29 protein-coding genes are annotated in these 26,082 nt (G+C 66.8%); 8 read left to right on the plus strand and 21 right to left on the minus strand.

Annotated features, from left to right (window positions below; genetic code table 11):
- The 3 genes from G342_RS23950 to G342_RS0111635 are packed head-to-tail and all read left to right on the plus strand — an operon-like array spanning nt 1 to nt 2,938.
- Nucleotides 1–879: a chorismate mutase gene (locus G342_RS23950; protein ID WP_198010779.1), complete on the plus strand. Its 879-nt coding sequence runs from the start codon at nt 1–3 to the stop codon at nt 877–879.
- Nucleotides 879–2,006, plus strand: coding sequence for a histidinol-phosphate transaminase (gene hisC, locus G342_RS0111630; RefSeq protein ID WP_018183318.1), 1,128 nt, complete (start codon nt 879–881; stop codon nt 2,004–2,006). The genes G342_RS23950 and hisC overlap by 1 nt, the downstream gene beginning before the upstream one ends.
- Nucleotides 2,006–2,938, plus strand: coding sequence for a prephenate/arogenate dehydrogenase family protein (locus G342_RS0111635; RefSeq protein WP_018183319.1), 933 nt, complete (start codon nt 2,006–2,008; stop codon nt 2,936–2,938). The genes hisC and G342_RS0111635 overlap by 1 nt, the downstream gene beginning before the upstream one ends.
- Before the next feature lie 13 nt (nt 2,939–2,951).
- Here the strand turns inward: G342_RS0111635 and G342_RS23955 are convergent, their stop codons facing one another.
- The gene (locus G342_RS23955; protein ID WP_156830898.1) at nt 2,952–3,656 is read right to left on the minus strand and encodes an aspartate/glutamate racemase family protein; all 705 of its coding nucleotides are present in this window, start codon (nt 3,654–3,656) and stop codon (nt 2,952–2,954) included.
- A gap of 55 nt (nt 3,657–3,711) precedes the next feature.
- On the minus strand, nt 3,712–4,797 hold the full coding sequence (locus tag G342_RS0111645; protein WP_018183321.1) for a DUF2125 domain-containing protein: 1,086 nt from the start codon (nt 4,795–4,797) through the stop codon (nt 3,712–3,714).
- A gap of 71 nt (nt 4,798–4,868) precedes the next feature.
- Here G342_RS0111645 and G342_RS0111650 point away from each other — a divergent pair, with 71 nt between their 5' ends.
- On the plus strand, nt 4,869–5,405 hold the full coding sequence (locus G342_RS0111650) for a gamma-glutamylcyclotransferase (protein ID WP_018183322.1): 537 nt from the start codon (nt 4,869–4,871) through the stop codon (nt 5,403–5,405).
- 9 nt (nt 5,406–5,414) lie between these two features.
- Here the strand turns inward: G342_RS0111650 and G342_RS0111655 are convergent, their stop codons facing one another.
- From G342_RS0111655 to ftsE, 4 genes are all read right to left on the minus strand, one after another.
- Nucleotides 5,415–6,206 (minus strand): lysophospholipid acyltransferase family protein, encoded by a 792-nt coding sequence (locus tag G342_RS0111655; RefSeq protein ID WP_018183323.1) that lies wholly within the window; start codon nt 6,204–6,206, stop codon nt 5,415–5,417.
- Nucleotides 6,207–6,240: 34 nt separating this feature from the next.
- Nucleotides 6,241–7,005: a YdcF family protein gene (locus tag G342_RS23960; RefSeq protein WP_018183324.1), complete on the minus strand. Its 765-nt coding sequence runs from the start codon at nt 7,003–7,005 to the stop codon at nt 6,241–6,243.
- A gap of 81 nt (nt 7,006–7,086) precedes the next feature.
- Entirely contained in the window at nt 7,087–8,082 is a 996-nt protein-coding gene (locus tag G342_RS0111665; RefSeq protein WP_018183325.1) for a cell division protein FtsX, read from the minus strand.
- Nucleotides 8,075–8,734, minus strand: coding sequence for a cell division ATP-binding protein FtsE (gene ftsE, locus G342_RS0111670; protein WP_018183326.1), 660 nt, complete (start codon nt 8,732–8,734; stop codon nt 8,075–8,077). The genes G342_RS0111665 and ftsE overlap by 8 nt, the downstream gene beginning before the upstream one ends.
- A 406-nt stretch (nt 8,735–9,140) precedes the next feature.
- On the opposite strand from ftsE, the gene hpt reads away from it, so the two are divergent.
- Together hpt and G342_RS0111685 are read left to right on the plus strand one after the other, a co-directional pair.
- Entirely contained in the window at nt 9,141–9,680 is a 540-nt protein-coding gene (gene hpt / locus G342_RS0111680) for a hypoxanthine phosphoribosyltransferase (protein ID WP_018183328.1), read from the plus strand.
- A gap of 127 nt (nt 9,681–9,807) precedes the next feature.
- Nucleotides 9,808–10,197 carry a response regulator gene (locus G342_RS0111685; protein ID WP_026304348.1) on the plus strand — a complete coding sequence of 130 codons (390 nt, stop codon included), beginning with the start codon at nt 9,808–9,810 and terminating at the stop codon, nt 10,195–10,197.
- A gap of 159 nt (nt 10,198–10,356) precedes the next feature.
- Here the strand turns inward: G342_RS0111685 and G342_RS0111690 are convergent, their stop codons facing one another.
- The 6 genes from G342_RS0111690 to argH form a co-directional block, all read right to left on the minus strand.
- Nucleotides 10,357–12,903: a TIGR02302 family protein gene (locus tag G342_RS0111690; protein WP_018183330.1), complete on the minus strand. Its 2,547-nt coding sequence runs from the start codon at nt 12,901–12,903 to the stop codon at nt 10,357–10,359.
- A gap of 141 nt (nt 12,904–13,044) precedes the next feature.
- The gene (locus tag G342_RS0111695) at nt 13,045–13,794 is read right to left on the minus strand and encodes an SDR family NAD(P)-dependent oxidoreductase (protein ID WP_018183331.1); all 750 of its coding nucleotides are present in this window, start codon (nt 13,792–13,794) and stop codon (nt 13,045–13,047) included.
- Between the two features lie 95 nt (nt 13,795–13,889).
- Nucleotides 13,890–14,216 carry an ArsR/SmtB family transcription factor gene (locus G342_RS0111700; protein WP_018183332.1) on the minus strand — a complete coding sequence of 109 codons (327 nt, stop codon included), beginning with the start codon at nt 14,214–14,216 and terminating at the stop codon, nt 13,890–13,892.
- Between the two features lie 74 nt (nt 14,217–14,290).
- Nucleotides 14,291–15,562, minus strand: coding sequence for a diaminopimelate decarboxylase (lysA, locus tag G342_RS0111705; protein WP_018183333.1), 1,272 nt, complete (start codon nt 15,560–15,562; stop codon nt 14,291–14,293).
- A 200-nt stretch (nt 15,563–15,762) separates the two neighbouring features.
- Nucleotides 15,763–15,960: an LPS translocon maturation chaperone LptM gene (gene lptM / locus G342_RS25695; protein ID WP_026304351.1), complete on the minus strand. Its 198-nt coding sequence runs from the start codon at nt 15,958–15,960 to the stop codon at nt 15,763–15,765.
- Between the two features lie 93 nt (nt 15,961–16,053).
- The gene (argH, locus tag G342_RS0111715; protein WP_018183335.1) at nt 16,054–17,448 is read right to left on the minus strand and encodes an argininosuccinate lyase; all 1,395 of its coding nucleotides are present in this window, start codon (nt 17,446–17,448) and stop codon (nt 16,054–16,056) included.
- 26 nt (nt 17,449–17,474) lie between these two features.
- Between argH and tlpA the strand changes: the two genes are divergently transcribed.
- Nucleotides 17,475–18,140 (plus strand): thiol:disulfide interchange protein TlpA, encoded by a 666-nt coding sequence (tlpA, locus tag G342_RS0111720; protein WP_018183336.1) that lies wholly within the window; start codon nt 17,475–17,477, stop codon nt 18,138–18,140.
- A gap of 53 nt (nt 18,141–18,193) precedes the next feature.
- On the opposite strand, the gene G342_RS0111725 is transcribed toward tlpA, so the two are convergent.
- From G342_RS0111725 to G342_RS0111760, 8 genes are all read right to left on the minus strand, one after another.
- Complete coding sequence (locus tag G342_RS0111725; protein WP_018183337.1) at nt 18,194–19,075, minus strand: 3-hydroxybutyryl-CoA dehydrogenase; 882 nt, start codon at nt 19,073–19,075, stop codon at nt 18,194–18,196.
- A gap of 124 nt (nt 19,076–19,199) precedes the next feature.
- A complete protein-coding gene (locus tag G342_RS0111730) occupies nt 19,200–20,135 on the minus strand; it encodes an electron transfer flavoprotein subunit alpha/FixB family protein (RefSeq protein WP_018183338.1) in 936 nt (311 codons plus the stop codon).
- A gap of 1 nt (nt 20,136) precedes the next feature.
- Entirely contained in the window at nt 20,137–20,886 is a 750-nt protein-coding gene (locus G342_RS0111735) for an electron transfer flavoprotein subunit beta/FixA family protein (RefSeq protein ID WP_018183339.1), read from the minus strand.
- 104 nt (nt 20,887–20,990) lie between these two features.
- On the minus strand, nt 20,991–21,710 hold the full coding sequence (locus G342_RS0111740; RefSeq protein WP_018183340.1) for a rhomboid family intramembrane serine protease: 720 nt from the start codon (nt 21,708–21,710) through the stop codon (nt 20,991–20,993).
- 9 nt (nt 21,711–21,719) lie between these two features.
- Nucleotides 21,720–22,286 (minus strand): cob(I)yrinic acid a,c-diamide adenosyltransferase, encoded by a 567-nt coding sequence (locus tag G342_RS0111745; protein WP_018183341.1) that lies wholly within the window; start codon nt 22,284–22,286, stop codon nt 21,720–21,722.
- 7 nt (nt 22,287–22,293) lie between these two features.
- A complete protein-coding gene (locus G342_RS0111750) occupies nt 22,294–22,485 on the minus strand; it encodes a twin transmembrane helix small protein (RefSeq protein WP_018183342.1) in 192 nt (63 codons plus the stop codon).
- A gap of 79 nt (nt 22,486–22,564) precedes the next feature.
- Nucleotides 22,565–23,083: a TspO/MBR family protein gene (locus tag G342_RS0111755; RefSeq protein ID WP_018183343.1), complete on the minus strand. Its 519-nt coding sequence runs from the start codon at nt 23,081–23,083 to the stop codon at nt 22,565–22,567.
- A 64-nt stretch (nt 23,084–23,147) separates the two neighbouring features.
- Nucleotides 23,148–23,981 carry an SDR family oxidoreductase gene (locus tag G342_RS0111760; RefSeq protein WP_018183344.1) on the minus strand — a complete coding sequence of 278 codons (834 nt, stop codon included), beginning with the start codon at nt 23,979–23,981 and terminating at the stop codon, nt 23,148–23,150.
- A 243-nt stretch (nt 23,982–24,224) separates the two neighbouring features.
- Between G342_RS0111760 and G342_RS0111765 the strand changes: the two genes are divergently transcribed.
- The gene (locus G342_RS0111765) at nt 24,225–25,169 is read left to right on the plus strand and encodes an AEC family transporter (RefSeq protein ID WP_026304353.1); all 945 of its coding nucleotides are present in this window, start codon (nt 24,225–24,227) and stop codon (nt 25,167–25,169) included.
- On the opposite strand, the gene gluQRS is transcribed toward G342_RS0111765, so the two are convergent.
- Nucleotides 25,148–26,029, minus strand: coding sequence for a tRNA glutamyl-Q(34) synthetase GluQRS (gluQRS, locus tag G342_RS0111770; protein WP_018183346.1), 882 nt, complete (start codon nt 26,027–26,029; stop codon nt 25,148–25,150). The two genes, G342_RS0111765 and gluQRS, sit on opposite strands and share 22 nt — an antisense overlap.
- Nucleotides 26,030–26,082: the final 53 nt, after the last annotated feature.

Here is a 26,082-nt window from a genome sequence, read left to right on the forward strand (position 1 = left end):
ATGGCCCCGACCGAGACAAAGATTTCTGCGACCGAAGCGGATGCGGCGACCCTCGCCCGTATCCGGCAAACGATCGACGAGCTCGATGCCGAGATGCATCGCTGCCTGATCGAGCGCGGCACCGCGATCGGCACTCTGATCAAGGTCAAGGGCACCAGCCGTCCCGGCGCCGCCTTTCGGCCCGGTCGCGAAGCCGACATGATGCGTCGCCTTGTAGCGCGGCACGAGGGCGCGCTGCCGCTCTGGACCGTTGAGCACATCTGGCGAGAGATCATCACCACCTTCACGCGCATGCAGGCGCCGTTCGATGTCGCCATCGACCAGGGCGTCGCGCGCGACGCGATCCGCGATACCGCCCGCTTCCTGTTCGGCTTCACCGTTGCGTTGCATGGCCAGCCCGATGCGATGGCGACGATCAATCATATCCGCGAGAGCGGCACCGATCTCGGCCTCGTCGCGGCCGAGCAGCCGGCGAGTGCCGGAGCTTGGTGGCGGGCGCTTGGACGCGCATCCGGTCCGCGCATTATGGCGCTGTCGCCCTATATCCGGATCGCCGGCCGGCCGGCCGAGCATGCCTCCTTCGTGATCGCGCCGGAGCTCGCCGATCCGACCCCGCCCGATCTGGAACTTTTTGCCGTGACGGTGATCAGCGGCGATCCGAACGCGGCCATCGCCGCCGCCGGCGGGGCGATCCTGGCCGAGGCCGGTGCGGAGAAGCTGGTGGCGCTACCGCATGGCACGGCCGTGGCGGCGCTGGCCGCGCGTGCCGGCTTCGACGACATCGCCCTGGTCGGCGCGCTATCGCGCGGCATCGCCATGGGCGATACCGACGCCAATCCCGTTCTTTATCAGCGCCTCGACGAGGCGGGAGTATCGTGATGAGCAAGTTGTCCGATCCGAAGCCGGCCGACCGGCCCGTTCCCCGCCCGGGCGTGATGGACATCGCCCCCTATGTGCCGGGTCGCTCCAAGGCGACCGGCGGCGCCAAGGTCTACAAGCTGTCCTCGAACGAGACGCCGCTCGGGCCGAGCCCGGCCGCGATCGCCGCCTACCAGGGCGTCGCGGCCAAGCTCGAGATCTATCCGGACGGATCGGCCGCCGAACTGCGCGCGGCGATCGCCGATGTCTTCGGCGTCAACGCGGCCCGCGTCATCTGCGGCAACGGCTCGGACGACGTGCTGGCGATGATCAGCCACGTCTTCCTCGGCCCGGGCGACGAGGCGATCTATTCGAAGCACGGCTTCAACGTCTATCCGATCCTGATCCAGGCCGCCGGCGCCACCCCGGTCGTCGCGCCGGAGAAGGAGCTGACGACCTATGTCGACGGCATCCTCGAACTGGTGAACGAGAAGACCAAGGTCGTCTTCATTGCCAATCCGAACAACCCGACCGGCACCTATCTGCCGTTCAGCGAGATCCGTCGCCTGCATGCCGGTCTGCCGCCGCGCGTGCTGCTCGTCCTCGACGCCGCCTATTCCGAATATGTCCGGCGCAACGACTATGAGAGCGGCATCGAGCTTGCCGGCACCGCGCCGAACGTCATCATGACGCGCACCTTCTCGAAGATTTACGGCCTCGCCGGCATCCGGCTCGGCTGGGGCTACGGGCCAGCCGAGGTGATCGAGGCGCTGAACCGGATTCGCGGACCGTTCAACGTGTCGGCGCCGGCCATGGCCGCCGGTATCGCGGCGCTCAGGGACCGCAGCCATATCGACGCCGCCATTGCCCACAACGAGGAATGGCTGCCGCGTGTCACCGAGGCGATCCGTTCGCTCGGGCTGGAGGTGACGCAGAGCGTCGGCAATTTCGTTCTTATCCATTTCCCGGACGAGAAGGGTCGCCGCGCCAAGGACGCCGACGAATATCTGGTCTCGCAGGGCATCATTCTGCGGGTGATGACCAGCTATCACCTGCCGAACGCGCTGCGCATGACGATCGGCTCGGCCGAGGCGAACGAGGCCACCATCGCGGCGCTGCGCGATTTCATGCACCGGACCGCGCGCTGATGGCTGATCCTCTTTTTGGCCAACTGGCTCTCGTCGGCATCGGCCATATCGGTGCCTCGATCGCGCTCGCCGCGCGCCGTGCCGGCGTGGTTGGCAAGATCGCCATCTCGACCCGCAGCCCGGCGACGTTGAAGCGCGCCGAGGAACTGGGCCTCGGCGACGTCTACTTCGCCGAGGCCGCCGACGCCGTGCGCGATGCCGATCTCGTCATCGTCTGCGTGCCGGTCGGCGCGTCGGGCGAGGTAGCGAAGCAAATCGGCCCGCATCTGAAGGCCGGCGCGATCGTCTCGGATGTCGGCTCGGTCAAGGCCTCCGTCATCCGGGCGATGGCGCCGCATCTGCCGTCGGCGGTCCATTTCATTCCGGGCCATCCGCTGGCCGGCACCGAGCATTCGGGACCGGATGCCGGCCTGGTCGATCTGTTCCAGAACCGCTGGTGCGTGTTGACGCCGGCCGAGACGGTCGATCCGGTCGCCGTCGAGAAGCTGATGGCGTTCTGGCGCGCGCTCGGCGCCAATGTCGAGGCGATGAGCGCCGAGCACCATGACCTGGTGCTGGCCATCACCAGCCATTTGCCGCACCTGATCGCCTACAACATCGTCGGCACCGCCTCGGATCTCGAATCCGGCATCCGTTCGGAAGTGCTCAAATTCTCGGCTTCCGGCTTTCGCGATTTCACCCGCATTGCGGCGTCGGATCCGACGATGTGGCGCGACGTCTTCCTCAACAACAAGGAAGCCGTGCTCGAGATGCTCGGCCGCTTCAACGAGGATCTGGCGACGCTGACGCGGGCGATCCGCAACGGCGACGGCGATACGCTGTTCGACCTGTTCACGCGGACGCGCGCCATCCGTCGCTCGATCGTCGCCATCGGCCAGGATACGGCCGCGCCCGATTTCGGCCGCCGGGATCACACCAAGCCGCAGGGCTGATCTCGACCGCTGCTCAGGCAGAGGCGAGGGGGGCTTCCGCCCTCGCCAGCGCGATCGCCTTGCGGATGGCGGCGCGGTGGGGATCGACCAGCGGCAGCGCCATTCCGTTCGCGACCTCGTCGAGAATCGGGACCAGCCCCGCGCCGCCGAGCACGATGCGCGCCGCCCCGGTCCGCTCCGCCGCTTCCGTGATCATGGCGCGGCACAGTTCGGCATCGCGCGCCGCCGCATCGCCGATCGACAGGAAGGTCGGGATCCGGGCCGATAGCCCCATCACCAAGGCCAGTTCGGCGAGCATGTCGCACCAGGCTTCGCCATTGGTGGCGACCAGGAACGGGCCGGGCTCGGCCGCGGCGGCGAGCAGGCCCGCCTCGGCAAAGCCGACAACGGGACAGGCAAGTGTCTCCTGCAGCGCTCTCAGTCCCGGATCGCCGAAACAGGCGATGATGACGGCGTCGGGCCTGTCGCCGGCGTCCAGCGCCGCTTTGGCGACATCCAGCACGGCATGAGCGGCGACCACGGCGCCGGCACGATCGGAAATGTAGGGGGCGCCGAAACGGGCGGTGACGGCGTCGACCTCGACTGTGTCGCCGGCCTCGGCCTGCGCGAGCGCCTTCACCCGCGCCGTGATCGGCGCCGACGTGTTCGGATTGATCACGAGCAGACGGAGCGGCGCCTGCGCGTTTCGGTCATTGGCCCCTGTCGTCGTTTCAGTCATGCGCTCGCTCCTCGCCGCTTCCAAGGCCGACAGAGAAGCAAGCTCCGCGCCATCCTCAGCCGCCGGCGGCGGCACCGAGCTTCAGGGGCGGAATCCGGCCGAGCGGGATGAAGCCGGCCGAGACCTTGCCGTTCTTGATCGTCAGCGTCGTCTCGCGCCAGGTCTTGCCGTCGACATCGACCGGCTTCAGGAAGGCGGAAAGCGGCCCGATGATCTGTGCGACGCGGTCGCGGCTGCCGGGATGGAGCGTTTCGGCGAGGTCAGGAAGCCGGTCCAACTGGTCGACACGGATCGCCACGCGGCCGGAGATCTCGCCGTTCCGGGCGACGGAGAGGTCGCCGCTCGCCATGGCGAGGAAGCCACCGACGTCGAGGCTCAGGCGTCCGAGCTTCAACTGGCCGCCGGCGGCGAGCCAGGCGGGAAGCGGATCGACCCGACCGTCGCGGAATTCGGGCAGGGCGCCCGGCAACGTCGCGTAGAGCTGGGCGGAGAGCTTCGGCAGCGCCGGCGCGCCGGGGATGGTGGTCGCGAAATCGTCGACCGTGCCGGCGAAATCGAGAGCCGTCGCATCGGCCGAATTCTGCAGGAGGTGGATCTCGGCGTGCTTGGCGCTGGCCGCGGTTGGCAGCCTCGTCGCGAGGGGTGCCGTGATCGTGCTGGTGAGATTATCGGTGACGGCCGAGAAGCGCTTCAGGCGCGACGTGCCGACGCGCAGGCTCGTCTCCAGCAAGGTCCAGTTGGCCTCGACACCGATGTCGCCGGGCGCCTTGAGGCTGAGCGGCCCCTGGACCGAGGTCAGCACATGGCCGGGATTGTAGAGGAGAGCGATCGCCTCCAGCGCGCCGACGCGGGCCGACAGGCCGCGCTCCGGCAAGTCGAGCGAGGCGGGCGCGCAATTGAGGCTGAACTTGAAGGGGAAGCCGCCCAGCGACTCCTGGTCGCAACCGATGACGCCGCCGCGCGCGACGAAATCGGCCTTCAGCGCCGCGATTTTCTCGCTGGCCAGGTGATTCGCCACGAACCAGCCGCCGGCCCAGAGCGCGCAGAGGACAAGGGCGGCGACGATGACGAACTGGAACTTGCGGCGCACGGAACGTGGCTTGGCCGGCGCGGACGCGTCTTTCCCTGCGGGGTCGATCATCCGTTTCCTCCGTTGAATTGGCGGGCTGCGGCTGTTACGCGGGTGACGTCGCCGACGAGAGGACGCCACTCATGTCCGATTTCTGGGTCTTTGGCTATGGCTCGCTGATGTGGCGGCCGGGCTTCGCCTATGAGGAGGTCGTACCGGCGCACCTTGACGGCGAGCGCCGGGCCTTCTGCGTCCAGTCATACGTCTATCGCGGCACGCCGGAAAAGCCGGGCCTGGTGCTCGGTCTCGATCGCGGCGGATCCTGTCGTGGGATCGCGTTTCGCGTCGCGGCGGCGGAGCGGGATGCCGTGCTCGCCTATCTGCGCGAGCGCGAACTGGTGACGAACTCCTATATCGAGGTCGAACGCAATGTCCGGCTCGAGCGGGCCGCCCGCGACTATGTCCGGGCGGTAACCTATGTCGTCGACCGCAACCATCCGCAATATGCCGGTGACCTGGCCCGCGAGGCCGTGCTGGCGCAGGTGCGCGACAGCGTCGGCAAGGCGGGCAGCAATCGCGACTACGTGCTCGCCACGGCGGCGCATCTGGCCAGCCTCGGTATCGAGGATGCGCAGCTGGAATGGCTCGCCGAGCAGCTCAACGCCGGGCAGGCCGCCTAGATAACTGGACTAGGGCGATTCGCTCGCCTGCAGCGCGTGGATGCGGGAGATGGTTTCCGGCGGCAGCGGCGGCGGATTGGGCCCCTCGGCGGCCTCCACCAGCAACTTGTCGGTCGCCGGCTCCAGCACGCCGATCAGCGTCGCCAGGAAAGTCTTCGAATCGAGACCGGGCGGGATCGGCTCGAGCACGTCGATGATGATCGTGCCGGGAAAGCGCAGGAAGCTCTTACGCGGCCAGTAGAGACCGGAATTCATCGCGATCGGCACGACCGGCACCTTCAGCTCGCGGTAGAGATGGATGATGCCGAACTTGTAGTCGGGCGGCGATCCGGCCGTGCGCCGCGTCCCTTCCGGGAACAGGATCACCTGCCGGCCCTGGTCGACGGCTTCCTTCGAATCGGCGGCGAGCTTCCGGAGTGCCTTGGAGCCGCCCGCGCGGTCGACCGGGATCATGCCGGCCTTCCATGTGTACCAGCCGAACAGCGGGATCCACATCAGCTGGCGCTTCATCACATAGGTCGGATCGTCGAGCAGGTGGAACAGCGCCATCGTCTCGAAGGCGGACTGGTGCTTCGGCGCGATCAGGCCGCCACCCTTCGGCAGGTTCTCGGCGCCGCGAATCTCGATCTTGGTGCCGGCGAACACGCGCAGCGCCCACATCGACGCCGCTGTCCAGAACTTCACCACGGCGATGGCGGCGCGGTGCGGCAGCAGGAAGAAAAACGGAAGCGTCACGGCGAGGATGATCGCCATGATCAGGTAGAACGCGGCCTGGAAGAGCAAGGAGCGAAGGATCAGCATGAGCGGTTCTACGTCGGCGTCGAAAGATACGGCGTCAGCGCAAGACCCCGCCCGTTGTCCCGTGAGTGGACGTTTCCGCCGCCAATGCGGTCACGCTTTCCCCCCGCGGTGTCTCGAAAGCGAGCCGCGCACGAGCGAGCGTATACTTCACGTACTCGCCAAGGAGAAGCTTTACTGACGAGGCGTGTCGCCACCAACGGTCCATTTCGAGCTGTTTGTTCGATACCGGGTAGGGAATGAGCTGCACATCAGGCATGGCGCGTGACAATTCCACCATGCTGCGGGGCATGTGGTAGTCGCTGGTCACGATGATCAGGGAGTGGATGCCCTGCTTCTCGACCCAGGCCCGCGTTTCGTCGGCATTGCCGATCGTGTTGCGCGCCGCATGGCCGAGATCGACCCTGTGGTCGAGCACGATGTTCGAGGCGCGCTCGACAGCACGGGCGATGTCGTGGCGGCCGACGGCCGGATTGACGCCGGAGATCAGCAGCTTCTCGGCGCGGTTGTCACGCAGCAAGGCGAGGGCGCCGTCGATCCGCGCCGTGCCGCCCGTCAACGCCACGATGCCTTGGGCCGTGACGTCCGTCGGTGGCGCGAGGTTGGCGACCTGGCGAGCAAAACGGGTGAAATCGATGCCGGCGAACGAGCCGGCGATGGCGATCAGCAGCAGCACCGTGACCAGGGGGCGCCGTCCGGGCGCCGGCGGCCGACCGGGACGGCCGGACGCATCGGCACGCGAAGACGCGCCGGCAAAATTCCGTCGGCCAAGTTCCAGTTCGGTTCGGGCCGCGTCAGTCATGACGGCAAGGATGATCGTCGATTGCGGCCAAGACTTGGCACACCAAATTCCGCGTGGTCCGACCGGAGGGGGACGACATCCTCATTCGATCGACGCCAGATGGCGATAGACGGTGAGCCGCGACGTGATCGCGGTCATCACGCCGATCAGCAGCGCGATCACCAGTGCGCCGAGATAGCCGGTCGGGCCGATTGCGAAACGGCCGAACAGCGCCGAGACCTGGTCGCCTTCCGGCGTGGCGATCGACTGGCCGATGAAGAAGGAGAGAATAGCGAAGAGCGCCGCGGCGCCCGAGGCGCCGATCAGGCCGCCCTTCAGGCCGAGGAAGAGGAAATGGCGCTGGAATTCGCGCGCGATGAAGCTTGCCTCGGCGCCGACATAGTGCAGCACCGAGACGATGTCGCGGTTCGAGGCCATGGCGCCGCGCGTCGCGAAGATCACCGACAGCACGGTGGCGACGAAGACGAGACCGAGGATCGAGACGCCGATGATGACCGTAGCGTTGGCCATCGTCTTCAGCCGGTCGGTCCAGCTGCGGTGATCGTCGAGGCTGGCGCCTTTTACCCCCATCTCAAGACGAGCCGCGAGGGTGACCAGATCGACGGCGTCCGGATCGGCCAGTTCGACGACGATCAGATGCGGGATCGGCAGATCGGTCATGTCGAGCCCGCTGCCGAGCCAGGGCTCGAGCAGCTTGGCGTTCTCCCAGTCCTCCAGCGCGCGCGCCGAGGCGACGCCCGGCATGGAGGCCGCGATGGCAGAGGCCTTGGCCGCCTCGGCCTTGGTATCGAAGCCGTCGACGGGCCGGACCTGGATGGTGATCTCGCGGACGATGTCGTCCTGCCAGGCGAGCGAGGCGTCGCGCACCAGCGACACGGCGCCCAGCGTCAGGCAGGCTAGAAAGCTCATGATCGCGATGACGATCATCAGCGATCGACCGGCGATCGATTGCGCCGGCACGATCGGAGCCGAAACCGGGCCGGCCGCGCGCGAAGCACGCCGGCGCGACGGCAGGATGACGCCGATCATGCGGTTGAGGATGCCGGAGCGCGGCGAGGGCAAGGTGCGGTCAGTCATAGATAGACAACCGCCCTTCATGCAGAACGAGCCGGCGTGCGTCGAACTGGTTCATCAGCCCGATATCGTGGGTGGCGATGACCACCGACGTGCCGAGACGGTTCAACTCGACGAACAGGCGAAGCAGCCGCTTGGCGAGCGGCGGATCGACATTGCCGGTCGGCTCGTCGGCAAGCAGGATTTCGGGCTGGCCGATCAGCGCGCGCGCAATCGCGGCGCGCTGCTTCTCGCCGCCGGAGAGAATCGGGGGGAGCGCCTGGACGCGGTCGCCGAGCCCGACCCATTTCAGGAGTTCGATGACGTCGGCGCGGTAGCTCGATTCCTCGCGGCCGAGCACGCGCAGCGGCAGCGCGACATTCTCGAAGGTGGTCAGGTGGTCGAGCAGGCGGAAATCCTGGAAAACGACGCCAACCCGCCGGCGCAGCGCCGGCAACTCGGCCTTGGGCAGGGTGACGACGTCGCGGTCGAACACGGTGATCAGGCCGCGAGTCGGCTTCAGCGACAGGCAGAGCAGGCGCAGCAGCGTCGATTTGCCGGCGCCCGAGGGGCCGGTCAGGAACTGGAATGATTTCGGTGCGATCTGGAACGAGAGGTCGCGCAGGACCTCGGCTCCCATACCATAGCGCAGGCCGACATTTTCGAAGCGGATCACCGTCTTTTTCCTGTTCCGCTCTCTCTGCCGGGCCGGCCGTCCTGCGCATCGCGCTCGATGTCGTCGCCAAATGTCCGGCGCCGATTCGCACAGAATGTCAGGATCAGCGTTAACGAGTTGTTAGCGATGCCCGTCGATCGGGCGGTTCGCGCAGCATATGCCATCCGATCAAGGCAAAGCAGCGGCATGGCAACCCGGCGAAGGATGTCGTGCCCGCATCGATGCTGTCGGCCTCTCTCGATCGCGACCAATGGAGGCGTTTCGATGCCGGTCGGCTCGTTTTCGGTGACATCAGGCCGTTCCGCGACTAAGAGAACGGTTTCCCGGGCCTCGTGCCCGGGGTGGCGAGCAGGATGGTGCGCGGAATCCGCGCTCTCGGCGATCCGATCAACGAAGGAAAGAATTGATGCCAGTTGTCCGTGGCCGGTCGATCCGGGTCCTTTACGACATTCCCGAAATCGCCGCGCGCAACGCCGAACTCGCCGCCGAGATCGCCGCGTCCGGCTATCGCGACCTGCTGGTCATCTCGATCCTGAAGGGCAGCTTCGTCTTCGCCGCCGACCTGATCCGCGCCCTGCACGCGGCCGGCATGGCGCCCGAGGTCGAGTTCATCTCGCTGTCCAGCTATGGCGCCGGCACGACCTCGTCGGGCGCCGTCCGCGTCGTCAAGGATATCGAGAGCGAGGTCGCCGGCCGCGACGTGCTGCTGGTCGACGACATTCTCGAATCGGGCCGCACGCTCGATTTCGCCCGCAAGCTGATGCAGGAGCGGGGTGCTGCCCGCGTCGGTATCGCCGTCCTGCTCGACAAGCCCGGCAAGCGCGTCACCGCGATCGACGCCGAACATGTCGGCTTCGTCTGCCCTGACCTGTTCGTGGTCGGCTACGGCATGGACGTGGCGCACGCCTTCCGCGAGCTTCCCTTTGTCGGCGTCGTCGAGGAATAGCTCGAATTACCTCGGCTGAGGTCACGATCTGTTTAGGCGAATCGAGGATGATCCCGGTCTGATCGTTTGAACGATGGTCCGATCCGGGAAGACTTGTCCCGGGGACCATGCTCCGGGACGGGACTTGATGGCGCGGATTTTGGTGACCGAAGATGACGACGCGGTGCGGATGTTCGTATCGCGCGCGCTTATGCTCGACGGCCATGACGTCATGACGGCCGAGGACGGCGAGAACGCGCTCGACGTTCTCATCCAGGAGAAGGGCGAGTTTGACCTCCTCCTCACCGATATCAAGATGCCGATCATGGACGGCATCGCGCTGACCCATGCGGCGGCGTCGCAATATCGCGATCTCACCATCCTGCTGATGACTGGCTTCGCCGATCAGCGGGAACGGGCCGACGGCCTGGCGGAACTCATTTTCGACGTCGTGCCAAAGCCGTTCTCGCTGGCCGAGATCCGCCATGTCGTCAAATGCGCGTTGAACGCCAACAGCCCCCGCGCCAAGGTCGCCTAAGGGCCGCTTTTCGCCAGTGTAGGACGGAGCCTGACTCGCCCGCGCGCGCTTTCAGGCGTGCCCCATCATCGGGGCTGGCGAAGCATGGGAGGGGCTAAACGGATTCTGGCTTGCGGCCGGCATGACGGATAGGCCGGCGCTTCGACCGAGCGGCCCGCTTCAATATTTCTGCAGCAGACGTTCCAGATAGTCGCGCTCGATCAGCGGCCGCGCCGTGTCGCCGAGGCGCTTGCGGATCATGTCCAGGATCTCGCGGGCGCGCTGCGTGTCGATCGCGTCCGGCACCTTGACCGAGGAGCCGAGATCCGTGCCGCGGCCCTGTTGCTGCCGGCCAAGCGGGTCCTGGCCGGGCATCGGGCCGCCCTGGCGGGTTCCGGTGCCGTTCTGGCGTGCCATCTGGTCGGCCAGGTTGCGCGCGCCCTCGCGCAGCGCCTGCAGCGCCTGGCCCTGCGGGCCGACGGCCTGGCCGGGCGCCCCTTCACCGAGCTGGTTGGCGGCGTCCCCCATCGAGCGGTCGGCCTGGCCGAGCTTGCCGTCCGGCTGCATGCCCTGCTGCTGCATCGACTGCTGCAGTTCCTGCAGCATCTTCTGCAGGTTCTTCTGGCCCTCGCGCAGCGCCTGAAGCGTTTTCTGGCGTTCCTCCGGGCTCATCGGCTGCGCCTCGGCGCCGCTGCCGTCGGTGTCCGGATCCATCTTGAAGGTCTGGTCCATCAGCTGCTGCTGGCGCTGGATCATCTCGCCGAGCTTGTCGAGCGCCTGGTTCATCTCGCCGTTCTGGCCCTGCTGCCCCTGCTGCGATCGGCTCGCCTCCAGGTTCTCCAGCAGCTGCTGCAATTCGCTCAGCATCTGCTGGGCGGCGTCGCGCGAGCCTGTTTTCGCCAGATTCTCGATCTGGTCCATCATCTTCTGCAGGTCCTCGGGCCGGAGCACCTGCGCGTTCGGATCCATCGGCTGCTGGTTCGCCTGAGGATTGCGCTCGGCGTCCCGGGCGAGCGCCTCGAGATATTTGTCCATCGCGTCGCGCAGGTCCTGCATCGCCTTTTCAAGCTCGGCGTCCGAGGCATTGTTCTCGATCGCCTTGCGCAGCGCCTCCTGCGCGGCGCGCAAATCCTGCGCGGCGAGCGACAGGTCGCCATCCTCGATGCCGAGCGCGATCTCCCAGAGGAAGTCGACGGTCTCGACAAGCTCGGCGTCGCTGCGGGCGCCTGTCAGGCGGTGATAGGCGGCGCGCAGCGCGATAAAGGCGCCGTTGTTCTGGAACTTTTCCGGGTCGAGCGTGATCGCGTCGAGCGCCATCGCGACGGCGGGCGCCTTGTTCGCGTCGAGGGCCAGCACGCGGCGCTGCTCGACGACGGCGCGGGCGAGCGGATTGTTGAACGGGCGCTGCGGCAGCACGAATTCGATCGGCGCGCTCTCGCCGCTCTGGCCGGCCTCGTCCTTGGCGATCAGCCGCATCTTGACCTTGGCGCCGGCCCAGGGATGGGCGGAGAGGTCGCGGATCGTCTCGCCATTGCCCTCGCGCATGCGCAGGCGCGGCAGGTTGAGGGGCAGTTCGGGAGCGGTCACCAGCGGACGGCTGCCCTCGGTGGAGGGAGGTTCGACGGCGGCGATCGAGGCGTTGGCGGATACGACGCCATAGTCGTCCGTCAGCGAATAGGCTAGCGAGAGGGCACCGCTCGCCGTCGAACCGGGATCGCGGGTCAGTTCGATGCCGGGCGGCGCGTCGGGCATGACGGCGAACGACCAGGAAAGCAGCGGCTTGCCATCGCGCGAAATGCTGAGCGCACTGTCCTTCGCCAGGGTCAGCTTGCGTTCGTCCGAGGTCCTGACCGCTGACTTGTCCCGGTCCTTGGCCGGCTGGGCGGCGTCGAAGGCGATCGCCTCGCCCGCCGTGGTGACCGCCTCTGCGGCGAGGTCGGGCTGGGTCGGCATGCGGAGCGTGACGACGGAGCCCTCCGGCACGCGGACGGCGGCCGTGGGATCGAGATTGGCCGGCCGGCTGCCGTCGCCGGTCAGGAAGATCGGCGGTCGGCTGGTATAGGCGGGCGGCGTCACCCAGGCGTCGATGCGCGGCGGGGCTTCCGCCGTCGCCGTTCCGGGCCGCACCGCGTCGAGGATGCGATCGAACCGGTCGGGACCGGCCATCAGGAAGGCGACGATGAGAAGCAGCGGCACAAGGAAGCGCAGCGCATAGGGATCGACCCGGTTCATGCCGGGCGAGGGGAAACCGGCGGCGAGGCGATCGAGCGTCCTGAGCAGGCGAAGGCGATGGGCTCGCCAGAGCGAGTGGGTCAGCGGGTCGTCGGTCGGTTGTGACAGCCGGTCGCCGAACGCCGTGGCCGGGCGATGCTCCATGGCGCTTTCACGGGCGACCCTGGCAAGCGCTTCGTCCTGCGTCGGCATCGGCAATCGCGTCACGCGCAGGATCAGCCAGCCATAGCCGATGGCGAAGAGGGCGAGGATACCGTGGCGCAGCGGATCGGCCAGGCGCGGCCAAAGGCCGAACCAGGACAGGATCAGGAAGACGCCGACGAGGCAGAGCAGGGGAACGAGACGAGGCCACAGGACCTCCCAGAGCAGAACCAGCCGGGCTCTCTCGGTGGCGCGCGCGATTTGCTGCTGTGCCGCCTGCTCGACCGAAGCCGGCAGATCCCGCCCGGTTTCCGCTCTCTTCCTGTCCGCCGTGCCGCCCGCGGGCTCGGTCATCGTCGCTCCGTCTTGTCCGTCACGCCCGCCGCCCCGATGACTGTAGCAAGAGAGCTGGTGCAGGGCGAGCCCGGAGGCAAGGTTTGGTACCGCATTCGGCACGCACGCGTCGGAGGCCGCGCGCGTGCCGAAGGGAAGTGGCTAGCGCATGCCGCCCGAAGCGAGCAGCCGTTCGCCGGTCAGCCAGCCCGATTCCGGGGACGCGAGAAAGACTGCGATCGTGCCGATATCATCCGGCCGGCCGATACGGCCGAGCGGGGTCTGCGCGACGATCTGCTTTTCCAGTTCGCTGCCCGCCATGCCGGCCGCATGCGTGCCTTCGGTCTCGACGCTGCCCGGATTGATCGAGTTCACGCGGATGTTCTGGCCCGCAAGCTCCTTGGAGAGAACCTGGGTGATCCCGTCGACGGCGCTCTTGGTGGCGGTGTAGATCGACGAGTTGGCCATCGGCAGCTGGCTGATTGTGGAGCCGATGTTGATGACGCTGCCGCCCTCGGCGCCGAAATGCCGCACGCCTTCCTGGGTCGTCAGCAGCAGGCCGAGAACATTGGTGTTGAACTGGCGATGGAACTCTTCCTCTGTGAGGTCGTCGAGCGATCCGAACTGGTAGACGCCGGCATTGTTCACGAGGATGTCCAGCGAGCCAAAGGCCGCCTTCGCCTCGGCAAACAGGCGGGTGACGTCTGCCGACTTCGAAACGTCGCCCTGCACCGCGACGGCCTTGCCGCCCTTGCCCTCGATCTCCGCCACCACGCGGTCCGCGCCTTCCTTGCTGGAGGCGTAGTTGACCACGACCGACGCGCCGGCGGCGGCCAACTCCCTGGCGATGCCCGCCCCGATACCCTTCGAAGCGCCCGTTACGACCGCTACCTTGCCTGTCAGCTTGCTCAACGCATTCGCTCCTGTTGGATGGTCTTAATAATTAGATATTTAGATAACCATCTAATCGTTACAAGAGCGAAATCAGACGAAAATTCGGCCAGGTTTCAGATTTCGGAAAGTTGGGCCAGATAGGCGTCCAGCACGTCACGCTGCAGCACCAGGCTTGCAAATTTGCCTTCGCGTACAATCTCGATCAGGCCCGCCGTTTCCAGTTCCTTCAGATGATGGGAAATGGTGGCGGCGCTGACCTGGTGGCGCTGGATGATGCAGCTGCATGCCACCGGTGCGCTGGCAGTGCCGAGATCCTTCAGTATCTGGTAGCGGCGCGGCTCCGCCAGCGCCTTCGAGATCAGCACGATCTGCCGATCGCTGAGGCGAAGCGGCTCAGGTAGCTGGCTCGGATCGATGGGAAGCCTATTGGGGTCAGTCATGACCCCAATATCGGCATTGCTACGCAGCTTGGCAATTCTTGCCGTCGCCGCATGGCTGCGGCGGAGCCGCGCGATTACTCCGCCAGCCAGGGCGGCAGCCGGTCCATGCCGATCAGCTCATCATAGGTCTGGCGCGGCCGGATGACGGCGAACTGGTCGCCGTCGACGAGCACCTCGGCGGCGAGAGGCCGCGTGTTGTAGCTCGATCCCTGCACCGCGCCATAGGCGCCGGCCGTCATGACGGCGAGGAGGTCGCCGGGTTCGACGGCGGCCATGGTGCGGTCGAGCGCCAGGAAATCGCCCGTCTCGCAGACACCGCCAACGACATCGGCGAAGATCTCGCGCGTGCCGGGCTTCGGCAGGGTGACCGGCTGGATGTCATGATGCGCTTCGTAGAGCGTCGGGCGGATCAGATCGTTCATGCCGGCGTCGACGATGACGAAGGTCTTGGCGGCGCCTTCCTTCACATAGACGACCTCGGAGACGAGGATGCCGGCATTGCCGACGATCATCCGGCCCGGTTCGAACAGGATCTTCGCACCGAGATTGCCGAGCCGCTTGCGGACGATCGCCGCATAGGCGGTCGGCTCCGGCGGGGCCTCGCGGTCGAGATGGTAGGGAATGCCGAGGCCGCCACCGCCGTCGACATGGTCGATCTGGTGGCCATCGGCGCGCAGGTCGCGCACCAGGTCGGCGAGCAGGCCATAGGCCGCGTCATACGGCTCCATGTCGGTGATCTGGCTGCCGATGTGCATGTCGACGCCGGCGACGCGAAGGCCCGGCAGCGTCGCGGCATGGGCATAGACCTCGCGGGCGCGCTCATAGGGAATGCCGAACTTGTTCTCGGCCTTGCCGGTGGTGATCTTGGCGTGCGTCTTGGCGTCGACATCCGGATTGATGCGCAGCGAGATGGTCGCGGTCTTGCCCTTGGCGGTCGCGATCTCGGAGATCCTGGCCAGCTCCGGCTCGGATTCGACGTTGAAGCAGAGGATGCCGGTGTCGAGCGCCAGCGCGATCTCGCGCGCCGTCTTGGCGACGCCCGAGAAGACGATCTTTTCCGGCGGGCAGCCGGCGGCGAGCGCCCGGCGCAGTTCGCCTTCCGAGACGACGTCCATGCCGGCGCCCTCGGCGACCAGCGTCTTCAGCACGGCCTGGTTGGAATTCGCCTTGACCGCATAGCAGACCAGCGTGTCGAGGCCGGCCAGCGCTTCGCGGAACACGCGGAAATGGCGGACGAGCGTCGCGGTCGAATAGCAGTAGAACGGCGTGCCGACGGCTTCAGCGATATCGGCGATCGCCACGTCCTCGGCGTAAAGCGCGCCGTCGCGATATTCGAAATGGTTCATGGCAACATTCTTCGGGTCGAATATGGGGAGGCTGCGCACTTGCTTACCTCTCCCTGAGGGAGAGGTCGGACCGCAGGTCCGGGTGAGGGCTTACGCCCTCTCCTGAGAATTCCCTAAACCCTCACCCGCCGGCTTCGCCGTCGACCTCTCCCTCAGGGAGAGGTGAGGCGCGAGGGTCTGCATTGGGGGATCAGGCTGAGCTAGAGCAGCTTGTCGATGAACAGCGAGCGATCCGGTTTCGACGGCTGCGAGATGTCGGGCTTCTTGCCGTCCGGGCCGGGCTGTTCGGCGGAGAGCGCCTGCGGACCGCCCGGCGGCGGCTCCGGAGCACCCTTCACGCCGCAACCGGCGAGCGCCAGGGCGGCGGACATCAGAAGGATTCGGGCAGCAAGGGCCAAGGGGCTTCTCCTGGAGGGCTCGGCGATCCGGCGGCATCTTAGCCGATCGCGCTGCCCCGTCATTGTCAAAGTTGGCTCGATCGGCGGAGCCGATCAGGCCTTCATCTCGCGAGCCAGCGCCCGTTGCCAACGCTTCGCCTGCGAGCGCACATTCTTCGGGGAGGTGCCGCCATAGGAAGTGCGGCTGCGGACGGACTTGTCGACCGTCAGCACCGAATAGACCGCGTCGGTGATGGCCGGATGCACGGCCTGCATCTCGGCGAGCGTCACCTTGGTCAGCTCGACGCCGCGCTCCGAGGCGATCGCGACGATGCGGCCCGTCACATGATGGGCCTCGCGGAACGGCATGTTCAGTTCGCGCACCAGCCAGTCGGCGAGATCGGTCGCGGTCGCGAAGCCCGAACCGGCCGCCTTCTTCAGCGTGGCGGCTTCCGGCTCCATGTCGAGCACCATGCCGGTGGTCGCGGCGATCGCCAGTTCCAGGCTCTCGAACGCGTCGAAGGCCTGTTCCTTGTCTTCCTGCATATCCTTCTGATAGGCGAGCGGAAGACCCTTCATGACGATCTGCAGCGCCGTCTGGGCGCCGATGATGCGGCCGGTCTTGGCCCGCACCAGTTCGGCGGCGTCCGGATTGCGCTTCTGCGGCATGATCGACGAGCCGGTGGTGAACTTGTCGGAAAGCTTGATGAAGCGGAACTGCGCCGACGACCAGATCACGATCTCCTCGGCGAAGCGGGAGAGGTGGATGGCGCAGAGGCTCGCCGCCGCCAGCGCCTCGATGACGAAGTCGCGGTCGGAGACGCTGTCGAGCGAATTCGCGGTCGGGCGGTCGAAGCCGAGCGCCTGCGCCGTCTGGAAGCGGTCGATCGGGAACGAGGTGCCGGCGAGCGCCGCGGCGCCGAGCGGATTTTCGTTGAGGCGGCGGCGCGCGTCCTGGAAGCGGCCGCGGTCGCGGCCGATCATCTCGACATAGGCCAGCATGTGGTGGCCGAAGGTCACCGGCTGGGCACTCTGCAGATGGGTGAAGCCCGGCATGACCTGGCCGGCATGGGCGAAGGCCTTGTCTGCGAGCGCCACCTGCAGGTCGCGCAGCGCCAGATCCATGGCGTCGATCGTGTCGCGGACCCAGAGCTTGAAGTCGGTCGCCACCTGGTCGTTGCGCGAGCGGGCGGTGTGCAGCCGGCCGGCTGCGTCGCCGATCAGTTCCTTCAGGCGCGACTCGATATTGAGGTGGATGTCCTCGAGCGCGCGGGAGAATTTGAACTCGCCCGCTTCGATTTCGCGCAGGATGGCGTCTAGACCTGCCGTGATCTTTTCGGCATCGTCCGCGCCAATGATGCCCTGACGGGCGAGCATGGCAGCATGCGCCTTCGAGCCGGCAATGTCCTGACGGTAGAGCTTCTGGTCGAAACCGATCGACGCGTTGATCTCTTCCATGATGGCGGCCGGACCTTCGGAGAAGCGGCCGCCCCACATCGAATTGCTCATGTACCCTCTCTTGGAGGCAGGACGGAATGAATGAGACGCGCGGTCAATCGCGGCGCTGGACGGTAATCGGCCTTGCCGCGATCGCTGGCATCGCAGTGGGAGTCGCGGCGGTATACGTGACGGAGACCCGGAAAGGCAACGCTGTCGTTGAATGGTCGGGCGTCGACTGCGCCCCGGCGGTCAAGGCGGCGGGCCTTCTGGCACCCTTCGCCAAGGGGGAGGTCGCGGCTTTCCGCGTCGCCAGCGAGCCGGCGCTGCTCAGCGATCTCTCGTTCCAGAACGCCAGCGGCGACAAGGTCTCGATCGCCGATTTCGCCGGCAAGACGGTGCTCCTGAACCTCTGGGCGACGTGGTGCGCGCCCTGCCGGCAGGAGATGCCGGCGCTCGATCGCCTCGACGCGGCGCATGAAGGGCAGGACTTCTCGGTCGTCGCCGTGTCGATCGACACGCAGGATCCGGCCAAGCCGAAGGCTTTCCTCGACGAGATCGGCGTCAAGTCGCTCGCCTTCTACGGCGATCCGACCACCGGCATCTTCACCGGTCTCAAGAACAAGGGCATGGCCGTCGGCCTGCCGACGACGGTGCTGATCGACGGCAAGGGTTGCGCGCTCGGCGTGATGTCGGGACCGGCCGAGTGGGATTCCGAAGACGCCAAGGCACTGATCAAGGCGGCGACGGCGCCGTCCGCCTGATCCGGCAGGCTCAAGGATGCGGCCCCCGGGCCGCATCCGGCTCCTGGGGACAATCAGCGGGTCGGGACGGGGTGCTCGCCGCGATAGTCATAGAAGCCGCGATTGGTCTTGCGGCCGAGCCAGCCGGCCTCGACATATTTCACCAGCAGCGGGCAGGGGCGGTACTTCGAATCCGCCAGACCCTCATAGAGCACCTGCATGATCGATAGGCAGGTGTCGAGGCCGATGAAATCGGCGAGCTGCAGCGGACCCATCGGATGGTTGGCACCGAGCTTCATCGCCGTGTCGATGGCGTCGACCGAGCCGACGCCTTCATACAGCACGTAGATCGCCTCGTTGATCATCGGCAGCAGGATGCGGTTGACGATGAAGCCCGGGAAATCCTCGGAGACGGTCGCGGTCTTGTTCAGCTGCGCGACATAGCCCTTGGACGCCTCGAAGGTCTCGTCGCCGGTGGCGATGCCGCGGATCAGCTCGACCAGCTGCATGACCGGGACCGGGTTCATGAAGTGGATGCCGATGAAGCGCTCGGGACGGTCGGTCGCCGAGGCGAGGCGGGTGATCGAGATCGACGAGGTGTTGGTGGCGAGCATCGCCTCCGGCTTCAGGGCCGGGCAGATGCCGGCGAAGATCTTGCGCTTGGTCTGCTCGTCCTCGGTCGCCGCCTCGATGACGAGATCGCAGGTGCCGAGCGCGTCGACGCTGACCGCCGGCTTGACGCGGGCCAGCGCCGCCTTGCGATCTTCCTCGGTGATCCGGCCGGAATGAACCTGGCGCGAGAGATTGCCGTCGATGGTGGCAAGGCCCTTGCGGACCCGCTCCTCGGCGAGGTCGTGGATGAAGACCTCGTAGCCGGCAAGCGCGCTCACATGGGCGATACCGTTGCCCATCTGACCGGCTCCGATGACGCCGATCGTCTTAATCGCGGTGCTCATGCCCCAAGGGCTCCTTTGTCGTCTCGAACCAAATGCGGGTCTGAAAAATGATGCGGCCGCGCTCGACGACCGGGAGGTCAGTCGAGCACGGCCGGCGGGATTGTCAACCGACCTTGGTAAACGCTTAGTTTGCGAGTGCCTTGGTCAGCGCAGGAACGACCGTGAACAGGTCGTCGACGAGGCCGTAATCGGCGACCTGGAAGATCGGCGCGTCGCCGTCCTTGTTGATCGCGACGATGACCTTCGAGTCCTTCATGCCGGCGAGATGCTGGATCGCGCCCGAGATGCCGACGGCGATGTAGAGCTCCGGTGCGACCACCTTGCCAGTCTGGCCGACCTGCCAATCGTTCGGCGCATAGCCGGCGTCGACCGCGGCGCGAGAGGCGCCGATGGCCGCCTTGAGCTGGTCGGCGAGCGGGGCGATCACTTCCTGGAACTTGTCGGCCGAGCCGAGCGCGCGGCCGCCGGAAACGATGACGCGGGCCGAGGCGAGCTCCGGCCGGTCGGAAACGGAGAGTTCCGCGCCGACGAAGCGGGAGAGGCCGGCATCGGCCGGCGCCGCGATCGTCTCGATCGCCGCGTTGCCGCCGGTTGCGGCCGCCGGGAAGGCGGCGATTCGGACCGTCAGGACCAGCTTCTTGTCGCTTGTCTGCACCGTCTCGATGGCGTTGCCGGCATAGATCGGGCGCTCGAACGTGTCGGGAGCCACGACCTTGGTGATTTCGGACACCTGCATCACGTCGAGCAGTGCCGCGACGCGCGGCGCGACGTTCTTACCGGCCGAGGTGGCCGGGGCGACGATCGCCTCATACTTGTCGGCGAGCGACAGCACGAGGTCGGCCAGCGGCTCGGCGCGGCGGTTGGCGAGGCTCTCGCCATCGGCCAGCAGCACGGTGCGCACGCCGGCGAGCTGCGCCGCCGCGTCGGCCACCGCCTTGGCCTGGTGGCCGGCGACGAGGATGTCGATCGGCTTGCCGAGGGCCTGAGCCGCGCTCAATGCCTTGGCCGTCGCCTCGTTCAGATGAACGTCGTCATGTTCCGCGATGATCAGCGTGGCCATCTCAGAGTACTCCCGCCTGCTTGAGCTTCGCGACGAGTTCGTCGACCGAACCGAGCTTGACGCCGGCGGTGCGGCCCGTCGGCTCGACCGTCTTCAGCACGGTCAGGCGCGGCGCCGCGTCGACGCCGAGCGCCTCCGGCGTCGTCTCGTCGAGCGGCTTCTTCTTCGCCTTCATGATGTTCGGCAGCGAGGCGTAGCGCGGCTCGTTCAGACGGAGATCCGTGGTGACGATCGCCGGCAGCTTGAGCTGCAGCGTCTCCAGGCCACCGTCGATCTCGCGCGTCACGTCGACCGTGCCGTCGCCGATGACGACCTTGGAGGCGAAGGTCGCCTGCGGCCAGCCGAGCAGGGCGGCCAGCATCTGGCCGGTCTGGTTCGAATCGTCGTCGATCGCCTGCTTGCCGAGGATGACGAGGCCGGGCTGTTCGGTGGCGATGACCGCCTTCAGCAGCTTCGCAACGGCGAGCGGCTCGACACTGGCGGCGTCCGTCTTCACCAGCACGGCGCGATCGGCGCCCATGGCGAGGCCAGTGCGCAGCGTCTCGGCCGATTTGTCGGAGCCGATCGATACGACGACGACTTCCGTCGCCTTGCCGGCTTCCTTCAAACGCAACGCTTCTTCGACAGCGATTTCGTCGAAGGGATTCATCGACATTTTGACGTTGGCGAGATCGACGCCGGTGCCATCCGCCTTGACCCGGATCTTGACGTTGGTGTCGACAACCCGCTTGACGGGCACGAGGATTTTCATCTCGGTGATTATCCTTTCGCTGCAGCGATTTGCGGAGCGTTTGGCGCGGGACCGTACCGGCGGGTTCGCTAGGAGTCAACGCAAGTCCGGCAGGCTGGAACGGCTCAAACCACAGGGTCGACCGGCAGTGCCTCGTCCGCCGGTCGCGCCAGAAGTGGCACGCCCGGACGGCGCAGGAACAGCACCAGAACGGTGCCCATGACCAGGCCGCCGAGATGGGCGGCCCAGGAGATCTCGCCGGGTGGACCGAAGGCGAAATTGTAGACCTGCAGCAGGATCCAGAAGCCGAGCACCCAGACGGTCCTGAGCCGGATGGGAATACGAAACAGCAGCAGGATCCAGATCTTCACGCGAGGATGCAGCAGGAGGTAGGCTGCGATCACGCCGGCGACCGAGCCGGAGGCGCCGATCAGGGCGATATCGGAGCCGGGCTCGACCGCGACATGCGCCAAACCGCCGCCGATGGCGCACAGGAAATAGAACAGGATGAAGCGCCAGTGCCCCATCGCATCCTCGACATTGTCGCCGAAGACCCAGAGGAACAGCATGTTTCCGGCAAGGTGCCAGATGTCGCCATGCAGGAAGGACGAGGTGATGAAGGTCAGATATTCCGGCGCGTGGAAGATGCCGGGAGTGCGGATGTGGATGCCGGCCAGCGTCGAAGGGATCAGGCCGAAAGCCATTACCGACGCGGCTTCGGCGTCGGCGTTACCGGCGCGCTGGTAGATCAGGAAGATCAGGCAGTTCAGGACCACCAGCCCGCGCGTGACCCAGGGAAAGCGGATGTATCGCAACGGATTCTGATCGTGGAACGGCACGAACATGTGTCGTCCTCAGCGATTCTGACCCGGCACCCACAGGACATCCGTGGCGCCGCGATCATTGACATAACGCGCCGCCACGAACAGGAAATCCGACAGGCGGTTGATGTAGCGGATGGCGGCGGCATTGACCGCTTCGCGCGAGGCGAGGTCGACCATGACGCGCTCGGCGCGCCTGGCGACGGTGCGCGCCAGATGCAGATGCGCCGCGGCGGGAGAGCCGCCCGGTAGCACGAAGGAGCGCAGCGGGCTCAGTTCGGCGTTCAACTGGTCGATCTCGGCTTCCAGGCGGTCGGTCTGCGCGTCGACCATGCGCAGTGCCTCGCGTCCCGGCTTCAGGCCCGCTTCCGGCGTCGAGAGATCGGCGCCGAGGTCGAACAGGTCGTTCTGGATCCGAGCCAGCATCTGATCGAGCGTATCGGTGACGTAGAGACGCGCGGCGCCGATATGGGCGTTTGTCTCGTCGATCGTGCCGTAGCTCTCGACCCTGAGGTCCGATTTGGCCCGCCGCTCCCCGGTGACGAGGGCGGTGGTGCCGTCATCGCCCGTCCTTGTGTATATGCGGGTGAGCGCGACCATGATGTCCTCAGCGGGAGGCGAAATAGAGGGCGGCCATCATGATCACCACGGCGGCGAACTGCAGCAGGACGCGAAGGCGCATCAGCTTCTGCGACCGCTCGGGCGATCCGCCGCGCACCATGTTGAAGAGACCGAACAGCAGCACGACGGCAACGGCGCCCAGCGCGATCGGGATCAGGTAGTAGAAAAAGCTGTTCATCGGGCTCTTGCTTCCGGAATCGGATGATCCGCCCTTATACGCCCGATCCGCTGCTCGTCGCCACCGGCGCGCCCTGCGTTCAATTGAGCCACCAGACCGCTGCGTTGAGCGCTGTCGCAAACAGGACCCAGGCGAGATAGGGGGCCAGCATCCAGGCCGCGCGGCCGTCGATCCTGTGGAAGGCGCTCATGGTGGCGATGATCGCGAGGACGAGCAGGATGATGTCGACCAGGGCGAGCCAGGGCAGGTGCAGGCCGAAGAACGCGCCGGACCAGGCAACGTTGAGAACGAGCTGCACCATGAAGGCGAGGGCGGCCGCCTGCAGCGCCGAGCCGCGACCAAGCACCCAGACCCGCCAGAAGGCCACTGCCATTAGCGCGTAGAGGACCGTCCAGACCGGCGCGAAGATCCAGTTGGGCGGACTGAAGAACGGCTTCGCTAGCCCGGCATACCAGGTCGGAATGCTGGGCAGGGTCATCCAGGATCCGAGCGCGGCGGCGCCGAAACAGATGGCGAGGCTGACGACGAGGCGAAGCAGGGAGCCGGGCGAGAGCCAGGATTGCGGCGGCGTCTTGGTGTCGGCGGAAATCGAACTCATGGTCGTCCTGTCGGCGAAGTTATTCGCTGCTTATACGTGCGGAACAGCCGTCCGGTTCCGCGGCTCAGGAATTTCGCGCGATGAGATGATCCATCCACCGTGCCGGCAGCAGACGCCGCATCAGCGCGGCGGCCTTGGTCAGCACCGTGACGCGGTAGCGGATCCGCGGGCGCGGACTTTCGAGGGCGTGCAGCAGCGCCGCTGTCACCGCTTCCGGGCCGAGCTTGAAGCGCGACGGACGGCGCGTGCCGGTCATTCGCGCCAGCTGCGCCTGGTAGTCGGCGCGATGGACGGAGCCTTCGATGTCGACCGTGGCGTGGAAATTCTCAAGCGCGGTTTGAGGGAAGCGGGTGGCGATCGGGCCCGGCTCGATCAGCGCGACGGCGATGCCGCTGCCGGCGAGTTCGATCCGCAGCGTGTCGGTCAGGCCCTCCAGCGCGTATTTGGAGCCGACATAGGCGCCCCGGTACTTGCCGGCGACAATGCCGAGAATGGACGAGCACTGGACGATGCGACCGTGCCCCTGCGCCCGCATGGCCGGCAGGATCCGGCACGTCAGCGTGTGCCAGCCGAAGACATTGGTCTCGAACTGGCGGCGCAGCACTTCGGTGGTCAGGTCCTCGACCGCGCCGACCTGGCCATAGGCGCCGTTATTGAACAGCGCGTCGAGCCGCCCGCCTGTTGCCGCCAGCACGGCGTCGGCGCAGGCATGGATCGAGGCCTCGTCGGTATAGTCGAGAAAGAGGGCGTCGAGGCCGGACGCGGCGAGGGCGGCGATGTCCTCCGGCTTGCGGGCCGTGGCGAAGACGCGCCAGCCCCGCGCTTTCAACGTCTTGGCCGCGTCATGGCCAATGCCGGACGAGGCGCCGGTGATGAGGATCGAGCGGGCGTCCGACATGCTGCTCCTGACAGGTTCTGCTGAAATGAGCCGTGCGATAGGCTCGCCGCGACGGCCGGACTATAGAGGGCCGGGCCGGGGAGCCAAGCGGGAATGGCCGAATCGCGTATTGGCCGCGGTTGACCGGCTACGGCGAGCTTTCTACTGTCGAGCGGCCTTTTCGCCCCAAAGCCTCCCGGTTCAGACCCTGATGCCCTGCCATGCCCTGATCACGTCCGTCCTCTCGGGGTGCGGCGCATGCTGATGATCGGCCGTCTGGCCGAGATCGCCTTCATCGTCCTGCCGATCGCCGGGCTGATCACGGTCGGCTACATCGCCGGATGGACCAAGCATCTCGGCGACCGCGCCGCCGACGGGCTGTCGGAATATGTCTTCGGCATCGCCGTGCCGGTGCTGATCTTCAAGACGTTGTCGGAAGCGAAGATGCCGGAAGGCGGGCAGCCCTGGGGCTACTGGATCGCCTATTTCGCCGGCGCCTTCATCGTTTTCGGCATCGGCTTCCTCATTGCGCGGCGATGGTTCGGGCGCGCCCATGTCGAGGCTGTGATGCAGGGCTTTGCCAGCGGCCAGTCCAACACTGTTTTTGTCGGCGTGCCGGTGATTCTGAACGCCTTCGGCAATGAAGGAGCCGTGCCGCTCTTCCTGCTGATCGCCATCCATCTGCCGGTGATGACGACGGCGGCGACCCTGTTCGCCGAGGGCTCGGAATCTGGCATCTCGCGGGCGACGCTGATGCGGCTTGTCCGGGCGCTCGCCCGCAATCCCATCCTGATCGGCATCTATGCCGGCGCCATCGGCCAGATCGCTGGCATCCACGCCAGCGGCCCGGCCGGCGAGGTCGTGCGTATGCTCGCCGCGTCGTCGGTGCCCTGCGCGCTGATCTCGATGGGGCTGGCGCTGCGTCGCTACGGTTTCGCCGGCGACCTCAACGCCTCGCTGGTCATCAGCGTGCTGAAGCTCGTCGTGCACCCGCTGATCGTGCTCGCCCTGGTGCAGGTCCTGCCGATGCCGCCGGTCTGGGCCGGCGTCGCCGTCGTCTTTGCCGCCATGCCCTGCGGCGTGAATGCCTATCTTCTCGCCAACCACTACAAGGCGGGCGTCGCCAGCACCGCCAGCGCTGTGTCGCTATCGACCATGCTCAGCCTCTTCACGGTGACGGTCTGGCTCTATGTGCTGGGTGTGGGCTGAGCCGGCGCCAGGCCCACCAGTCTCCGTACATCCTCGGCCGTGGCGCCGGCCGCCCGCAGTGCGGCCAGGCCCCTGGCTCCCTCCGATTTCGACAGCTTCCTTCCCGCAGCGTCGCGGACCAGGCCATGGTGGCGATAGATCGGCGCGGGCAGTCCGAGCAGTGCCTGCAGCAGGCGGTGGACGCTGGTGGCGTGAAAGAGATCTTCGCCGCGCACGACATCCGTCACGCCCTGCAGCGCGTCGTCGACGACGACCGAGAGGTGGTAGCTGGTCGGGATCTCCTTGCGGGCGATGATGACATCGCCCCAGCGGCCGGGGTCCGCGGTCACATCGCCCGTCTCGCCGTCCGGCCCGCTGCCGTGCTCGGTGAAACGAAGCGGCCCGATCCGGTCGATTGCCGCCGCCATGCGCAGACGCCACGCATAGGGCGCCCCCGAAGCGATCCGCGCCGCAGCCTCGCCGGCGGCGAGGTCCCGGTCGAGGCCCGAATAGAGCGGGGCGCCGTCGGGATCGCGCGGCCAGGCGGGATCGGCGGTGGCGGCGCGGATTTCCCCCCGGCTCAGGAAGCTCGGATAGACGAGGTCCATCAATCGCAGCGTTTCCAGCGCCTTCGAATAGGCGTCGAAATGTTCGGATTGCCGGCGCACAGGCTGTTCCCAGTCGAGCCCGAGCCAGGCGAGGTCGTCGAGAATCGCCGCCTCGAATTCTGGACGGCAGCGTGTCCGGTCGATGTCCTCGATGCGAATCAGGAGCCGCCCGCCGACGGCGCGGGCGAGATCGCTGTTCAGCAGCGCCGAGTAGGCATGACCGAGGTGCAGTTCGCCGTTCGGGCTCGGGGCAAAGCGGAAGATGCGGGTCATGGGGCGGGCACGTCGTCGTTCGGGATGGTGAAAAGGGGCCTGCGCTTGCTAGC

It is taken from the genome of Kaistia granuli DSM 23481 (genome assembly GCF_000380505.1).
Taxonomy (GTDB): domain Bacteria; phylum Pseudomonadota; class Alphaproteobacteria; order Rhizobiales; family Kaistiaceae; genus Kaistia; species Kaistia granuli.

Bases quoted from the DNA above. Each gene is read 5' to 3' on its own strand.
- G342_RS23960 (WP_018183324.1), bottom strand. From the start codon at position 7,005: ATGACTGACGCGGCCCGAACCGAACTGGAACTTGGCCGACGGAATTTT.
- G342_RS0111635 (WP_018183319.1), top strand. From the start codon at position 2,006: ATGGCTGATCCTCTTTTTGGCCAACTGGCTCTCGTCGGCATCGGCCAT.
- G342_RS0111725 (WP_018183337.1), bottom strand. From the start codon at position 19,075: ATGAGCACCGCGATTAAGACGATCGGCGTCATCGGAGCCGGTCAGATG.
- G342_RS0111700 (WP_018183332.1), bottom strand. From the start codon at position 14,216: ATGACTGACCCCAATAGGCTTCCCATCGATCCGAGCCAGCTACCTGAG.
- G342_RS23955 (WP_156830898.1), bottom strand. From the start codon at position 3,656: ATGACTGAAACGACGACAGGGGCCAATGACCGAAACGCGCAGGCGCCG.
- G342_RS0111655 (WP_018183323.1), bottom strand. From the start codon at position 6,206: ATGCTGATCCTTCGCTCCTTGCTCTTCCAGGCCGCGTTCTACCTGATC.
- gluQRS (WP_018183346.1), bottom strand. From the start codon at position 26,029: ATGACCCGCATCTTCCGCTTTGCCCCGAGCCCGAACGGCGAACTGCAC.
- G342_RS0111755 (WP_018183343.1), bottom strand. From the start codon at position 23,083: ATGAGTTCGATTTCCGCCGACACCAAGACGCCGCCGCAATCCTGGCTC.
- G342_RS0111690 (WP_018183330.1), bottom strand. From the start codon at position 12,903: ATGACCGAGCCCGCGGGCGGCACGGCGGACAGGAAGAGAGCGGAAACC.
- G342_RS0111685 (WP_026304348.1), top strand. From the start codon at position 9,808: ATGGCGCGGATTTTGGTGACCGAAGATGACGACGCGGTGCGGATGTTC.
- G342_RS0111740 (WP_018183340.1), bottom strand. From the start codon at position 21,710: ATGTTCGTGCCGTTCCACGATCAGAATCCGTTGCGATACATCCGCTTT.
- G342_RS0111730 (WP_018183338.1), bottom strand. From the start codon at position 20,135: ATGGCCACGCTGATCATCGCGGAACATGACGACGTTCATCTGAACGAG.
- G342_RS0111645 (WP_018183321.1), bottom strand. From the start codon at position 4,797: ATGATCGACCCCGCAGGGAAAGACGCGTCCGCGCCGGCCAAGCCACGT.
- G342_RS0111650 (WP_018183322.1), top strand. From the start codon at position 4,869: ATGTCCGATTTCTGGGTCTTTGGCTATGGCTCGCTGATGTGGCGGCCG.
- G342_RS0111750 (WP_018183342.1), bottom strand. From the start codon at position 22,485: ATGAACAGCTTTTTCTACTACCTGATCCCGATCGCGCTGGGCGCCGTT.
- argH (WP_018183335.1), bottom strand. From the start codon at position 17,448: ATGAGCAATTCGATGTGGGGCGGCCGCTTCTCCGAAGGTCCGGCCGCC.
- lysA (WP_018183333.1), bottom strand. From the start codon at position 15,562: ATGAACCATTTCGAATATCGCGACGGCGCGCTTTACGCCGAGGACGTG.
- G342_RS0111735 (WP_018183339.1), bottom strand. From the start codon at position 20,886: ATGAAAATCCTCGTGCCCGTCAAGCGGGTTGTCGACACCAACGTCAAG.
- G342_RS0111745 (WP_018183341.1), bottom strand. From the start codon at position 22,286: ATGGTCGCGCTCACCCGCATATACACAAGGACGGGCGATGACGGCACC.
- G342_RS0111665 (WP_018183325.1), bottom strand. From the start codon at position 8,082: ATGACTGACCGCACCTTGCCCTCGCCGCGCTCCGGCATCCTCAACCGC.
- hpt (WP_018183328.1), top strand. From the start codon at position 9,141: ATGCCAGTTGTCCGTGGCCGGTCGATCCGGGTCCTTTACGACATTCCC.
- hisC (WP_018183318.1), top strand. From the start codon at position 879: ATGAGCAAGTTGTCCGATCCGAAGCCGGCCGACCGGCCCGTTCCCCGC.
- G342_RS0111760 (WP_018183344.1), bottom strand. From the start codon at position 23,981: ATGTCGGACGCCCGCTCGATCCTCATCACCGGCGCCTCGTCCGGCATT.
- tlpA (WP_018183336.1), top strand. From the start codon at position 17,475: ATGAATGAGACGCGCGGTCAATCGCGGCGCTGGACGGTAATCGGCCTT.
- G342_RS23950 (WP_198010779.1), top strand. From the start codon at position 1: ATGGCCCCGACCGAGACAAAGATTTCTGCGACCGAAGCGGATGCGGCG.
- G342_RS0111765 (WP_026304353.1), top strand. From the start codon at position 24,225: ATGATCGGCCGTCTGGCCGAGATCGCCTTCATCGTCCTGCCGATCGCC.